Origin of the sequence: Eubacterium sp. AF34-35BH (assembly GCF_003477765.1) — a bacterium.
In the GTDB taxonomy this organism is placed as follows: domain Bacteria; phylum Bacillota; class Clostridia; order Lachnospirales; family Lachnospiraceae; genus Eubacterium_G.
Genome location: NZ_QUDZ01000004.1, coordinates 1,081 through 14,901 on the forward strand (window position 1 = coordinate 1,081; position 13,821 = coordinate 14,901).

The 13,821-nt window shown below is 31.9% G+C and carries 14 protein-coding genes and 1 tRNA gene; 12 read left to right on the plus strand and 3 right to left on the minus strand.

Annotated elements, in window-relative coordinates:
* The first annotated feature begins 635 nt into the window (after positions 1–635).
* From DWZ69_RS05175 to DWZ69_RS05200, 6 genes are all read left to right on the plus strand, one after another.
* Positions 636–998: a VOC family protein gene (locus tag DWZ69_RS05175; protein ID WP_118436369.1), complete on the plus strand. Its 363-nt coding sequence runs from the start codon at positions 636–638 to the stop codon at positions 996–998.
* A gap of 47 nt (positions 999–1,045) precedes the next feature.
* Positions 1,046–1,573: a nitroreductase gene (locus DWZ69_RS05180; protein WP_118436371.1), complete on the plus strand. Its 528-nt coding sequence runs from the start codon at positions 1,046–1,048 to the stop codon at positions 1,571–1,573.
* Positions 1,574–1,582: 9 nt separating this feature from the next.
* The gene (locus DWZ69_RS05185) at positions 1,583–2,356 is read left to right on the plus strand and encodes an ABC transporter ATP-binding protein (RefSeq protein ID WP_118436373.1); all 774 of its coding nucleotides are present in this window, start codon (positions 1,583–1,585) and stop codon (positions 2,354–2,356) included.
* Entirely contained in the window at positions 2,356–3,537 is a 1,182-nt protein-coding gene (locus DWZ69_RS05190) for an ABC transporter permease (RefSeq protein ID WP_118436375.1), read from the plus strand. Before DWZ69_RS05185 ends, DWZ69_RS05190 begins: the two co-directional genes overlap by 1 nt.
* Complete coding sequence (locus DWZ69_RS05195) at positions 3,524–4,672, plus strand: ABC transporter permease (RefSeq protein ID WP_118436377.1); 1,149 nt, start codon at positions 3,524–3,526, stop codon at positions 4,670–4,672. The genes DWZ69_RS05190 and DWZ69_RS05195 overlap by 14 nt, the downstream gene beginning before the upstream one ends.
* Before the next feature lie 100 nt (positions 4,673–4,772).
* The gene (locus DWZ69_RS05200; RefSeq protein ID WP_118436379.1) at positions 4,773–4,997 is read left to right on the plus strand and encodes a hypothetical protein; all 225 of its coding nucleotides are present in this window, start codon (positions 4,773–4,775) and stop codon (positions 4,995–4,997) included.
* A gap of 100 nt (positions 4,998–5,097) precedes the next feature.
* On the opposite strand, the gene DWZ69_RS05205 is transcribed toward DWZ69_RS05200, so the two are convergent.
* Positions 5,098–6,426, minus strand: coding sequence for an MATE family efflux transporter (locus tag DWZ69_RS05205; protein WP_118436381.1), 1,329 nt, complete (start codon positions 6,424–6,426; stop codon positions 5,098–5,100).
* Between the two features lie 268 nt (positions 6,427–6,694).
* On the opposite strand from DWZ69_RS05205, the gene DWZ69_RS05210 reads away from it, so the two are divergent.
* Together DWZ69_RS05210 and DWZ69_RS05215 are read left to right on the plus strand one after the other, a co-directional pair.
* Entirely contained in the window at positions 6,695–7,264 is a 570-nt protein-coding gene (locus tag DWZ69_RS05210; protein ID WP_118436383.1) for an RNA polymerase sigma factor, read from the plus strand.
* A 13-nt stretch (positions 7,265–7,277) separates the two neighbouring features.
* A complete protein-coding gene (locus DWZ69_RS05215; RefSeq protein WP_117999446.1) occupies positions 7,278–8,306 on the plus strand; it encodes a hypothetical protein in 1,029 nt (342 codons plus the stop codon).
* 10 nt (positions 8,307–8,316) lie between these two features.
* Here DWZ69_RS05215 and DWZ69_RS05220 read toward each other — a convergent pair whose 3' ends face one another.
* Positions 8,317–9,222, minus strand: coding sequence for a TIGR01212 family radical SAM protein (locus tag DWZ69_RS05220; RefSeq protein ID WP_118436384.1), 906 nt, complete (start codon positions 9,220–9,222; stop codon positions 8,317–8,319).
* Between the two features lie 136 nt (positions 9,223–9,358).
* A tRNA-Ser gene (locus DWZ69_RS05225) sits at positions 9,359–9,447 on the minus strand.
* Positions 9,448–9,789: 342 nt separating this feature from the next.
* Between DWZ69_RS05225 and leuC the strand changes: the two genes are divergently transcribed.
* From leuC to yfbR, 4 genes are all read left to right on the plus strand, one after another.
* On the plus strand, positions 9,790–11,055 hold the full coding sequence (gene leuC, locus DWZ69_RS05230) for a 3-isopropylmalate dehydratase large subunit (RefSeq protein WP_118436386.1): 1,266 nt from the start codon (positions 9,790–9,792) through the stop codon (positions 11,053–11,055).
* Between the two features lie 10 nt (positions 11,056–11,065).
* Positions 11,066–11,551: a 3-isopropylmalate dehydratase small subunit gene (gene leuD / locus DWZ69_RS05235; protein ID WP_117999449.1), complete on the plus strand. Its 486-nt coding sequence runs from the start codon at positions 11,066–11,068 to the stop codon at positions 11,549–11,551.
* A 16-nt stretch (positions 11,552–11,567) separates the two neighbouring features.
* Positions 11,568–13,058 carry a threonine synthase gene (gene thrC / locus DWZ69_RS05240; protein WP_117999450.1) on the plus strand — a complete coding sequence of 497 codons (1,491 nt, stop codon included), beginning with the start codon at positions 11,568–11,570 and terminating at the stop codon, positions 13,056–13,058.
* A gap of 184 nt (positions 13,059–13,242) precedes the next feature.
* The gene (gene yfbR, locus DWZ69_RS05245; protein WP_117999451.1) at positions 13,243–13,818 is read left to right on the plus strand and encodes a 5'-deoxynucleotidase; all 576 of its coding nucleotides are present in this window, start codon (positions 13,243–13,245) and stop codon (positions 13,816–13,818) included.
* Positions 13,819–13,821 lie beyond the last annotated feature (3 nt).

Below are 13,821 nucleotides of genomic sequence, written 5' to 3' on the forward strand. Positions count from 1 at the left end.
TTGTGCTAGCACAAGAGACTGTGTGTTGTTTTTGATTTATAGGCGTGCATTTAAGGAATGCACGCCGCTTATAGAAAATATAATTTTTCATAGAAAAATATATTTTCTATAAGAAAGCGTTCGCGTGACATCAATTGTGCTAGCACAAGAGACTGTGTGTTGTTTTTGATTTATAGGCGTGCATTTAATCAGAAAACTTTACAGTTGGAATGACGAAAGCGGCAAATTAATCAACAACTAATCCGTTAGCAATTTTTAAGCGAACGATTATAAATCAAAAACAACACACAGGCTTGTGCTAGCACAAGAGACTGTGTGTTGTTTTTGATTTATAGGCGTGCATTTAAGGAATGCACGCCGCTTATAGAAAATATAATTTTTCACAGAAAAATATATTTTCTATAAGAAAGCGTTCGCGTGACATCGCTTGTGCTAGCACAAAGAGATGCGTGTGGTTCTTGTTTTGTAGGCGGGCATTTGAGCTAATGCAACGTCGCTTATAGAAAATATAATTTTTCACAGAAAAATATATTTTCTATAAGAAAGGAGTTCGCGTTGAAAGAAAACTCTCTTTTTCCATTCCATATATCCTCTAAATAACGTATAATATTATTTATACGAAAAGGAGAATACCTATGAAATTAAAAAACGTATTAATCACAGTAAGCGATATAGAAGAATCTAAAAAGTTTTATCATGACTTATTTGGTTTAGATGTTATTTTAGACACAGACGGAAATATAATTTTAACCGAAGGTCTTGTTCTTCAGGATATAAATATTTGGAAAGAAGCTTTGAATGGTGATGTGATTTTGCAAAATAATGCAAGTGAACTATATTTTGAAGAAACTAATATAGAAAATTTTGTGGATAATTTAAAACAAAAATATCCTAACATTAAGTTTGTAAATGAACTTACAACTTTTAACTGGGGACAAAAGATGGTAAGGTTTTATGATTTAGACGGAAATTTAATTGAAGTGAGAACACCAATGTAGGCAGGTTTTAATAATTTGAAATTAAGAAGATTGAAAGGAGTAGCAATATGAGTGAAGTATTAAAAGAAATGAAGGAAAGAAGAAGTATTCGTAAGTACAAAAGTGAAATGGTTCCACAGGATGTACTTGATAAGATTATAGAAGCCGGTTTATATGCAGCTAGTGGAAAAGGCACACAAAATACAATAATTATTCAGGTAACTAAAAAAGAACTTAGAGATGAAATTGCTGAAATGAATAGAAAAATTGGCGGTTGGGAAGAAGGTTTTGATCCTTTTTATGGTGCACCTGCAATGTTAATTGTTTTGGCAAAGAAAGACTGGCCTACAGGAATTTATGATGGAAGTTTGGTTATGGGTAATCTAATGCTTGCAGCACATGATTTAGGTATCGGAAGTTGCTGGATACATCGTGCAAAAGAAGAATTTGAAACACAGTGGGGAATGGAATTGCTTAAATCACTTGGAATTGAAGATGAATACGAAGGCATAGGTCATTGTGCTTTAGGTTATGTTGATGGAGAATATCCTAATACACCGGAGAGAAAAGAAAATAGAGTTTATTATATAAGATAGAGGGAAAATATGGATAAAAATAAGAAAAAAATAATTGAAGTGTGTAATTTAACAAAAGAATACAAGAATAAGTTGGCAATTGATGACTTGTCTTTGGATGTGTATAAAGGAGAAATTTTAGGTTTACTTGGTCCTAATGGAAGTGGTAAAAGTACCTGCATTAACTCAATTTTGTCATTGCTTAAATATCAAAAAGGCACAATTAAAATTTTCGGAGAGGAAATGAAACCTGATTCCTATGATATAAAGGAAAAAATAGGGGTCATATTCCAGGATGTTGCTGTTTTTGATGAATTAAATGTATATGACAACATAAACTATTTCTGTGGCTTATATATTCAGGATAAGAAAATCAGAAAGCAGTATGTAGAAGAAGCCATTGAGTTAGTAGGTCTTGGTGAATTTAAAAAGTTTTTACCTAAACAATTGTCAGGTGGTCTTTTAAGGAGATTAAATATTGCTTGTGGAATAGCTCATAAGCCAAAATTAATTTTTTTAGATGAGCCAACAGTTGCAGTTGATCCTCAAAGTAGAAACAACATTTTAGATGGCATAAAAAAGTTAAGGGACAATGGGGCAACAATTGTTTACACAACTCATTACATGGAAGAAGTAGAAATTCTTTGTGACAGAATTATTATTTTAGATAAAGGAAAAATAATAGCTCAGGGAACAAGCGAAGAGCTAAAACAGCAGGCTAACATTGAAGAAAAAATAGAGCGTGTAGGCCCTACATTAAATGATGTATTTTTGAAATTAACAGGAAAGGAATTAAGGGACTAATGTTTATTCATAATTTGAAGTATACAATACAAACATTGTTCAAAAATAAAATATTAATATTTTGGACCTTTGCTTTTCCTATTATTTTAGGAATCTTCTTTAATATGGCGTTTTCAAATATTGAAAAGGATGAGCAGTTAAAGGTATTTGACATTGCTGTTGTTAATGACAGTCATTTTGAAAAACAGATAATTTATAAGGAAACCTTGAAAGAGTTATCTGATAAAGACAGTAAGAATCAATTGTTTAATATTAAATATGTTACAAAGAAAAAAGCGGATTCTCTTTTAGATGACTCAGAAATTGAAGGTTATATTCAATTTAAAAATAATGAACCTAATGTTGTGGTAAAAGAAAATGGTACATACGAAACTTTGCTTAAATTTGTTGTAACAGAAGTTAAACAAAACAAAAGTGTTATTGAAGAATTGTGCAAGAAAAATATAGAAACACAAATTGCAAAAGGAAATACATCTTTTGATGGAGAAAAAATTGCCAAAGAAAATTTGCTAAAAATTAATGACACACATGTTAAATTAATGGACAAATCAAGTGCAAATTTAGGTTATATGCAAATTGAATTTTATACTTTAATAGCTATGGCATGTTTGTATGGTGGGACTCTTGGACTTACCGCAATTAACACTTGTTTAGCAAATATGAGTAGCAAAGGAAAAAGAATTTCAGTATCGCCTAACAGAAAAAGTATAATCGTGCTAAGTTCGGCAGTTGGCTCATATATAGTAAGCCTTGTTGGAATAGCAATTTTGATGACATTTTTGAAATTTGTTATTAAAGTTGATTTCGGCGGTAATCTGCCATTGGTTCTTTTACTTACATTAATTGGTGATTTGGCAGGTATATCATTAGGTGTGCTTATTGCATCTGTGTTAAAGGTGTCTGAAAACGCCAAAGTAGGTATAACAATAGCTGTAACAATGTTTTTCTCTGTTTTGTCGGACATGATGGGTGTAGCTCTTAAATATGAAATCGATAAAAACGCCCCAATAGTTAATCTTGTTAATCCTAACAATTTAATAACAGATGGTTTTTACTCATTGTATTATTACGATACATTAAACAGATATTTTAGGGATGTTTTCTATTTATTAATATTTATTGCAGTCTGTTTGATAATTTCTTTCGTAAGTTTAAGGAGGGAAAAGTATGACAGTCTTTAAAACAATATTAAAAATATTAAACAAGAAAAAAGGAATGTTGATTCTTTATACAGCAATACTTATTTCAATTACGGTTTTAAACCAAACATCAGGCAGTAATGCAGTTGATTTTGAGGACTCAAAACCGGACGTGTTAATTGTAAATAAAGATGGAGATAATGCGATAACAAAAGGATTTACAGATTATATAAGCAAACATTCAGAAATAAAAGACATTGATATTAACAATGAAGAAAAGGTGGATGATGCACTTTTTTATCGAGATGTTAATTTTATTATTTACATACCGAAGAATTTTGGAAAGGATTTAATGGAGGGTAAGATGCCCACATTAGAATATAAGTCTACAAAAGACCAATATTCCTCATATACCAAAATGCTGGTAGAAAAATACATAAAAATGATAAACGTATATAAAGATTATTACACGGGAGAAGAACTTATAAGTAAAGTAAACAAAGTGGTAAATGATGAGGTAAAAGTAGAATTAAAGACTTCTCTGGATACATCAAAGTTAAGCAGTATGACAAGATATTTCAATTTCTTAAATTATGCTCTTTTGGCAGGTTGCGTATACTGCATAAGTATGATTTTAGCAAGTGTAAAAGAAAATAATGTAAGAAAAAGAACAATAATCAGTAGCTACAATTACAAAAAGTTTAACAGAATTGTTTTACTTACTAATGGTATTCTGATTCTGGTAATGTGGATTTTCTACATGGTACTTAGTGGAATTTTATTTAAAGATTTGCTTATAAGTACCAATGGCTTAGCTTACATTTTAAATGCCCTTATGTTTTCAATTTGCAGTTTAACCATAGGATTTTTTATTGGAAATATTACTCAAAATAAAAATGCCATAGGCGGAATTGTAAATGTGGTGGCGCTAGGTTCATCGTTCTTATGTGGATGTTTTGTGCCGGTAGAGTATATGCCTGATTATGTTATAAAAATAGCACACGTTTTACCAACGTATTATTTCGTTGCAAATAATGAATTAATAAAAGGTATGGAAAGATTTAATTTCACTGCTATTAAACCATTACTAATTAATGGAGCAGTAGTTTTTGGCTTTAGTATCTTGTTTACTGTCGCCACAAATATTGTAAGCCGTAAGAAACAAACAATTGCTTAAAAAAACTAAAAAAGTTATAATAGGAGAAAACAAAATGAACGAAGTTCATTTTCTAGGAATTTTTTCGACGAAATGCCGCCGACTGAAAGGAGAAATGATTATGGCAAGTGAAAAAGATATAGAAAACCTTATGAAAATGTTAGATGGTAAGGTGGAAGCAGGAACAAGCCGAATTAACGTAACAGCTACAGATGCTTTTGCTGATGGTGAGATAAAGGAAGTTCATCATCATGGAAGATGTGATGTGGGTAGTGCATGGGCAAAGGGAACAGTGAAGAATCCTGAATGTATTGATATACCTACGGAAATCAAACCAGAGGACTAGATTAATTAGAACAAAAAATGACTAAAACAAAATAAACCAGCCTTCAATAGTCATAACATAATTTGGCAAAATGAAGGCTGGTTTATTTTTCATAATCTTTTTAGCAGTTTATTTGTTTCTTGTATAAAATAAATGTTACAAATGCAGTTATAAACTCAGTAATCCAAAAACTGTGCCATACACCGGTTGAACCTATCAACAGATTCAAAATAAAAGCAAAGCCAAGCATTACGAAAATATATCGTAACATTGAGATTATCAAAGAAGAAAATCCCTTACCTAAAGCTTCAAGACTTCCTGATACAGTAATTGATACAGAGGAAATAATAAAGCCAATACTAATTATTCTTAAGGCAGTAAGTCCAATTGAAATTGTATCGGGATTAGCAGTAAACAAACCAATTAATTTTCCTGGAATTAATAAACAAAGAACTGTTCCAAGTGCCATTACTGTCAATATAATTGAAAGAGCAGTTTTGAATATTTTCTTAACTCTTGTATATTCTTCGGCACCGTAATTATATGAAATTAACGGTCTCATGCCCTGCACAACTCCATTTGCAGTTAAATACAAAAACGTCTGTAATTTATAGTAGGCACCAAGCACTAGCACATAGCCTTCTGAATAAACAGAGAGAATACTGTTTAAAACTGATACCTGTAATGAAGGTAAAGCCATGTTTAAAGTAGCAGGAAAACCTATTGAGTATAGCTTCTTAACTAAATTCTTATTAAATTTTAAATCTTTCACCGAAACTTTAACAGGAATTGGTCTAAATATATAAAAAAGAATATACCCAAGTAAAGTTGCTACCTGTCCGATTACAGTGGCAATTGCCGCACCTTTAATACCAAGTTTTGGAAAAATACCTAAGCCGAAAATTAATATAGGGTCAAGGATTATATTGGTAACACAGCCTAAAATCATGCATATCATGGAAACTTTCATTTGACCAACAGCCTGAAATATTTTTTCAAAACTAATGGAAATTGCTATTGGAATTGAAAAAGCAAAAACAATATAAGAATATGTTAAGCCATTGGAAATTACATTTGCATTGTCTGTAAATAGTCCAAGATACAATTTAATTGTGGAAATACAAATAATTGTTAATAGTATTCCATGAAAAATATTGCATAATAATCCTAAAGTAGTTACGTTGTTTGCTGCTTTTTGATTTTTTGCCCCTAAGTAAAAAGCAACAAGGACGTTAATACCTATTCCAAATCCTACAGTAACAGATGTTACAATGTTTTGGATTGGGTAAACTAATGACAGGGCAGTCATTGCATCTTCACTTATTTGCGCAACAAAATAACTGTCTACAATATTATATAAGGCATTTACCAGCATTGAGATTGTCATTGGTAATGCCATGGATAAAACCAACGGAAAAATTGGTTTTGTTTTCATAAAAGTCTGTTCCATTTCTTTTCTCCAACACATAAAAAATCAAGTTCCAAAAAATTATAATAAAAAATTAAATTTAATGCAATAAAAAAGAAATAGCCTTCGTATAACAATTGAACAACAAAAAAGAAAAGGGTATGAAAAAAACTCAGTTTGTTTTCGAAAACAATGAAATTACAGGTAAATCAAAAGATTACAGCAAATTTCTACGTTTAATATATGTTTGACTTAATAAACTTTAAATTGTACTATTGTATAGGAAAACAAAAAAAGTAGGAATGGAAGTATGGATGAAAATAAAAAACAGTATGGTAATGATGCCATAAACGAAGATTGGTTTGAAGCTATTTCAAAAGGCGATGACCAGGCATTCACAGAATTGTATTATGCCAGTTACAAGGAATTGTTTGGTTTTCTCTTATCACTAACAAGGAATAAAGAGGACGCGGAGGATTTGCTTCAAAATACATATATAAGAATTAGAAATGGTAGTCACTTATATAAAAAACAGGGTACACCAATGACTTGGATGTGTGCCATAGCAAAAAATCAATATTTAGATTTTGTTAGAAAAAATAAAAAGAATAACAGTGTAGATTACGACGAAGTTGAAAACTACGTTTCAGAGGGCATGGAAAAACAAAGCCCGCAAATGAAAAATGTAGAAGACAAAATGTTAATAGAACATATATTTAACATTTTGGGAGAAGAGGAGCGAACCATTGTTACCTTACATATGATTGATGGCTTGAAGCATAGAGAGATTGCAGAACTCGTAGGTTTATCTTTATCGACGGTGTTATCGAAATATAACCGGTCGCTTAAGAAATTGAAGAATTGTCTTGTGGATTATTAGAAAGGAGGTCATTATGCAGGAAAAAGATATTAGAGAAAAACTTAATAAGGAACTGGAAGAAATGGCTCCTGATATGTTACAAAAGATATTAGATACTCCAATTGAACCTATAAAGAGTGAAAAGGAATTATTTGGAAAAGACAGACCTTTATTTAAAGAGAAAAGTAATGTTATTCATTATTTTAAAGTACCTGCTATAGCAACATTAGTAGCAGCATGTTTCGTGGCATTAATTATGATTATGCAACCATTATTTAATTTTGGTGGAAATCAAAAACAGTTGGCATTTTCAATTGTAATTGATGTAAATCCAAGCATCACAATTGATGTAAATGACGATGGAAGTGTTAAGAAGATTAAAGGTGGCAACAAAGAAGGAAAAGCGATTGCCAACTACACGCTAAGTGAAATGCAGGATAATGACGGATATGAAAAAGCAATTAATCTTGTTGTAAAGAATCTTCGAAAAGAAGGTTATTTAAAGAAAAATAAGAAGAATGTAATGCTTGTTTCAGCAATAAATAAGTCATCAGACAACAAAGAGGAAGCAAAGAAACTTGATAGTGAAAAACTTGCACAAATTAAAACAGAAACAAACGAAGCAATTAAAATTCGTAAGTTAAAGTGTAAGGCAGTATACCAAAACGTTAAAGTTACTAAAAAAATAAAAAAGGTTGCAAGAAAGAATGATGTTTCTCTTGGAAAAGCTAACCTTTGTATTGAAATTTCAAAAGAAGATAATGAAAAAATCAGTACATTATGTCAAAGTAAAATCAGCACTTTAGTTGATAAGGCTGAACACAACAAAAATATTGTAATTGATACAGTTGAAATTTCGGATGAAGATTTTAATACAGAACCGGTAACTAATGGCGGTGAAACTGAATCTGTTTCAGATGTTCAGGAAAGTGTTTCAATGACAGAAGAAACAACAGAAATGGAAACACAGGAAACATTAGTAGAGGAGACAACAGATTCCACTCCTACAGAAACTCAAATACAAATAGAAAGCACTCAGGTTGCTACTGAAGAAACAAACTAAGTGCTTTCTGTTAAAGGTATTTACCTTGGATAATATCCATATCATTAAAATATTTGTTTATATAGTTTAGAACTCTCTTTTTATCAGCACTCCACTGTGGAGCAATAAGAAGAGATTTTGGACCGTCACCGGTTATTCTGTGAATTACAATATTTTTAGGAATTGTACATATGCATTTACCAAGAAGAGTGGTATACTCTTCAAGAGAAAATACATGAAATTTATTTAAAAAATACTCCTTTTCTAAAGGAGTATTTTTTAATATGTGAAGAAGTTGTAGCTTGATGCCTGATATAGACTTGTTACAAACATACGAAACACTTTCCAAAATATCTGACTCAGTTTCATAAGGAAGTCCTAAAATTAAATGTACAATTACCTCCACTCCAATGGCATTTAATTTAGATACTGCATCATCAAATATATTCAATGTATATCCACGATTTATATATGTTGCTGTATCTTCATGAATTGTCTGAAGACCAAGCTCAATCCATACAGGCTTTATTTTATTTAATCTGTTCAATAAATCTATAACATCATCAGGAAGACAATCAGGTCTTGTACCAATGGATAAACACACAATATCTGGGTAATTGATGGCTTCGGTAAAAATCTTTTCAAGATAGTCTACGTTGCCGTAAGTGTTGGTAAAAGACTGAAAATATGCAATATACTTTCCATTTTTTATTTTTGTAGAAACTCTTTCTTTTGCCATTTCAATCTGCTCAGTAATAGAGTAATTGCATGATGTGGCAAACTCTCCGGAACCACCATTACTGCAAAAAATACATCCCATATCACTTAATGAGCCATCCCTGTTGGGGCAGGACAAACCTGAAGAAAGACTTAATTTGTATACTTTGCAACCATATTGATTTTTTAAATAACTGTTTAGTGAATTATATCTGTTCATGGGAGTAAGTATAGCATAAATAAAAACAAAAAAGAAATAGAGATTTTAAAAAACAAGATTGAAGAAATAAAGATTGAAGAAATAAAGATTGAAGAAATAAAAAAGTCATATGCACGAATGCATATGACATAAGTAACGGAGAAGGAGGGATTTGAACCCTCGCGCCGATGCTATCGACCTACTGGTGTTCGAAGCCAGACCCTTCAGCCACTTGGGTACTTCTCCAATATGTGTAAAAACACAATAAGTTTTATACCATATTTTGTATTTGGTTTCAACAATATAAAGAAACATAATAAAGTTATATAACAATTTTTTACAAGTTTATAAAAAATATTTTTAACGTTTTTTGAAAAATTGAAAAAATATAATATTTAATAAAAAACATTCCACTAGGGATACACACTAGTGCGAGAAGAAAATAGTTGTACGGGATATTCTTTTTTAATACTAAAAAGCCTTAAGACATTGACTATAGGGCTTTTTTCGACTAAAATAATATGGATTGTAATTTGTTAAACAATTATCTAAGATAAATGATAAATACATTTTAAGGAGGAACAAGTTATGGGAATGACTATGACTCAAAAAATTCTTGCTAAACATGCAGGACTTGATAGTGTTGTGGCAGGACAGTTAATTGAAGCTAATCTTGATTTAGTTTTAGGTAACGATGTAACTGCACCGGTTGCTATTAAGGAAATGGAAAAGATGGATGTGGATTGTGTATTTTGCAAAGACAAGATCGCTTTAGTACCAGATCACTTTACACCAAACAAAGATATTAAGTCAGCAGAACTTTACAAATGCGTAAAAGATTTCGCTGAAGAAAACGAAATTACAAATTATTTTGAAACAGGTAGAGTTGGTATTGAACATGCCCTACTTCCGGAAAAAGGATTAGTAGTTGCAGGTGATGTTGTAATTGGAGCTGATTCACATACATGTACATACGGAGCACTTGGAGCATTTTCAACAGGTGTTGGTAGTACAGACATGGCAGCAGGAATGGCTACAGGTCAGGCTTGGTTCAAAGTTCCTTCAGCTATTAAATTTAATTTAACAGGAAAACCTGCTAAGTGGGTTAGTGGAAAAGATATTATTTTACATATTATCGGTATGATTGGTGTTGATGGTGCTTTATACCGTTCAATGGAATTTATGGGTGACGGTGTTCAGTATCTTTCAATGGATGATAGATTTGCCATGACAAATATGGCAATTGAAGCAGGCGGTAAGAATGGTATTTTCATAGTTGATGATTTAACAAGAGAATACATGGAAGAACATTCAACAAAAGAATTCACAGAATATTCACCTGATGAAGATGCAGTATATGATGAAGAATATACAATTGATTTAAGTGAATTAAAACCAACAGTGGCATTTCCACATTTACCAGAGAATACAAAGACAATTGACAATGTTGGTGACGTAAAAATTGATCAGGTTGTTATTGGTTCATGTACAAACGGTAGAATTGAAGATATGAGAATTGCTGCTAAAATTCTTGAAGGAAGAGAAGTTAAGAAGGGCGTAAGATGTATTATATTCCCTGCTACACAGGCTGTTTATTTACAGTGTATAGAAGAAGGTCTTGCTTCAATATTCATTAAAGCAGGTTGTGCAGTAAGTACACCAACATGTGGTCCATGTTTAGGAGGACACATGGGTATACTTGCAAAAGGCGAAAGAGCAATAGCAACTACAAACAGAAACTTCGTAGGTCGTATGGGTGATCCTGAATCAGAAGTTTATCTTGCAAGCCCTGCTGTTGCTGCAGCAAGTGCTGTTACAGGTAAGATTTCAGGCCCTGAAGAATTAGGATTATAGGAGGTATAATATGAAGGCAGAAGGAAGAGTATTCAAATTTGGAAGCAATGTAGATACAGACGTTATTATACCGGCTAGATACCTAAATGTACCTGATCCGGCAGAATTAGCAAAACATTGCATGGAAGATATTGACAAGGAATTTGTAAATAAAGTAAGTGAAGGTGACATTATTGTTGCTGATAAGAACTTTGGTTGTGGTTCATCAAGAGAACATGCACCAATAGCTATTAAGGCGGCAGGTGTTAGTTGTGTAATTGCAGAAACATTTGCAAGAATTTTTTATCGTAACGCAATTAATATTGGTTTACCTATTATTGAATGCCCTGAGGCAGCAAAGAACATAGAAGAAGGAAATGAAATTGAAGTAGACTTTGATAGTGGTAAGATTTATAACAAAACAAAGAATGAAGAATATCAAGGTCAGGCTTTCCCTGAATTTATGCAGAAAATTATTTCAAATGGCGGACTAATTAACTATATTAATAATAAATAGAAAACGAGGAGAGACTATGAAAGAGATACTTTATAAGAGCACAAGAGGTACAGGAGAAACATTAAAGGCATCTGAAGCAATTTTAAAGGGATTAGCTGATGATGGAGGATTATTTGTACCAACAGAAATCCCAAAACTTGAAGCAACAATTGATGAGTTATCAAAGATGACATATCAGCAGGTTGCTTATGAAGTAATGAAGTTATTCTTTACTGATTTTACAGAAGAAGAATTAAAGAATTGTATTACAAAAGCCTATGATTCAAAGTTTGACACAGAAGAAATTGCACCTTTAGCAGAAGTAGACGGAGCATATTATCTTGAGTTATTCCATGGAAAGACAATTGCTTTTAAGGATATGGCATTATCAATTTTGCCACATTTACTTACAACTTCAGCTAAGAAGAACAATGTAAAAAATGAAATTGTTATCTTAACAGCAACATCAGGTGATACAGGAAAGGCTGCCATGGCAGGTTTTGCTGATGTAGAAGGAACAAGAATTATTGTTTTCTATCCTCATGGTGGTGTAAGTAAGGTACAGGAAAAGCAGATGGTTACACAGAAAGGTAATAACACATACGTTGTTGCAATTGAAGGAAACTTTGACCAGGCTCAAAGTGGTGTAAAGGCAATTTTCGGAAATAAAGAATTAGCTAAGGAAATGGATGAAAAAGGCTTCCAGTTCTCATCAGCTAACTCAATTAACATTGGTCGTCTTGTACCACAGGTTGCTTACTATGTATACGCTTATGCAAAATTATATGCAGAAGGTAAGCTTGCAAAAGATCAGAAGATGAATGTAGTTGTCCCTACAGGAAACTTTGGTAATATTTTAGCAGCATACTATGCAAAGAACATGGGACTTCCAATTGCTAAATTAATTTGTGCTTCAAATGAAAATAAAGTATTATTTGATTTCTTTAAGACAGGTGAATATGACAAGAACAGAGATTTCATTCTTACATCATCACCTTCAATGGATATTTTAATTTCAAGTAACCTTGAAAGATTAATTTACAAAATTGCAGGAAACAGTTCAGAAAAGAACAGTGAATTAATGAATGATCTTGCTACAAAAGGTAAATATACAATCACTGATGAAATGAAAGCAGAACTTGATGACTTCTACGGCAATTACGCTACAGAAGAAGAAACTGCAAAGGTAATTAAGGACACGTACGAAAAAACAGGTTATGTAATGGATACACATACAGCTGTAGCTGCAAGTACATATAAGAAATATGTTGCAGAAACAAATGATGATGCGGTAACTGTTATTGCTTCAACAGCAAGTCCATTTAAGTTCGCAAGAAGCGTTATGGATGCTATTAATCCTGAATACGATAAGCTTGATGATTTTAAATTAATCGATGAATTAAGCAAGATTGCAAATGTTAAGATTCCAAATGCAATTGAAGAAATCAGAAACGCAGAAGTTCGTCACAACAACTTAGTTGAGGTTGATGGAATGGAAGCTATAGTTAAGAAATTTTTAAATATTTAATTTTATAGTATACTCGGATATGCTAATAGAAATAAGAGCATGTTAAGGTGAATGTTGTATTTGCTTTAATATGTTCTTATTTTTTCGTAACAAAGAGAATGGGTAAATTTTAATTGGGGTAGTAAAAACAAGGTAAATTTGCTATAATTATAAGACTGTTATTTCGTGTATAGAGGAGATTAAAATGAATAATTTTTTTGGTATGTTATCAAGAATGAAATACATTAACCGTTGGGGATTAATGCGCAATAATATAAATGAAAATATTGCAGAGCACAGTTTACAGGTTGCTATCATTGCTCATGGGCTTGCAGTTATTGGAAATAAGCGCTTTGGCAGAAATTTAAATGCTGAACATATAGCCTTGATGGGAATAATGCATGATACCACAGAAATTATAACAGGTGATTTACCTACACCAATAAAATATTATGCACCTGAAATTAGGGATGCATACAAGAAAGTAGAAAACATAGCAGCAAATCAACTTCTAAAGGAATTACCGGAAGATATGCAGGAAGCATATGAGGATATATTAATCGAAGATGATTCTATCGAGTGGAAATATGTTAAGGCGGCTGACAAGCTATCAGCATATATTAAATGTATAGAAGAAAAAAATACCGGCAATACAGATTTTGCTAAGGCAGAAGATACAATAAGAAAAGCCTTAGAAGATATGCAAATGGAAGAGATAGATGTTTTTATTGAAGAATTTCTTCCGGCGTATGTAATGACTTTAGATGAGATTAATAAGTAGTTA

Coding starts and splice junctions, on each gene's coding strand:
- thrC (WP_117999450.1), top strand. CDS start 11,568: ATGAAAGAGATACTTTATAAGAGCACAAGAGGTACAGGAGAAACATTA.
- DWZ69_RS05210 (WP_118436383.1), top strand. CDS start 6,695: ATGGATGAAAATAAAAAACAGTATGGTAATGATGCCATAAACGAAGAT.
- leuC (WP_118436386.1), top strand. CDS start 9,790: ATGGGAATGACTATGACTCAAAAAATTCTTGCTAAACATGCAGGACTT.
- DWZ69_RS05180 (WP_118436371.1), top strand. CDS start 1,046: ATGAGTGAAGTATTAAAAGAAATGAAGGAAAGAAGAAGTATTCGTAAG.
- DWZ69_RS05215 (WP_117999446.1), top strand. CDS start 7,278: ATGCAGGAAAAAGATATTAGAGAAAAACTTAATAAGGAACTGGAAGAA.
- DWZ69_RS05190 (WP_118436375.1), top strand. CDS start 2,356: ATGTTTATTCATAATTTGAAGTATACAATACAAACATTGTTCAAAAAT.
- leuD (WP_117999449.1), top strand. CDS start 11,066: ATGAAGGCAGAAGGAAGAGTATTCAAATTTGGAAGCAATGTAGATACA.
- DWZ69_RS05175 (WP_118436369.1), top strand. CDS start 636: ATGAAATTAAAAAACGTATTAATCACAGTAAGCGATATAGAAGAATCT.
- DWZ69_RS05205 (WP_118436381.1), bottom strand. CDS start 6,426: ATGGAACAGACTTTTATGAAAACAAAACCAATTTTTCCGTTGGTTTTA.
- yfbR (WP_117999451.1), top strand. CDS start 13,243: ATGAATAATTTTTTTGGTATGTTATCAAGAATGAAATACATTAACCGT.
- DWZ69_RS05200 (WP_118436379.1), top strand. CDS start 4,773: ATGGCAAGTGAAAAAGATATAGAAAACCTTATGAAAATGTTAGATGGT.
- DWZ69_RS05220 (WP_118436384.1), bottom strand. CDS start 9,222: ATGAACAGATATAATTCACTAAACAGTTATTTAAAAAATCAATATGGT.
- DWZ69_RS05185 (WP_118436373.1), top strand. CDS start 1,583: ATGGATAAAAATAAGAAAAAAATAATTGAAGTGTGTAATTTAACAAAA.
- DWZ69_RS05195 (WP_118436377.1), top strand. CDS start 3,524: ATGACAGTCTTTAAAACAATATTAAAAATATTAAACAAGAAAAAAGGA.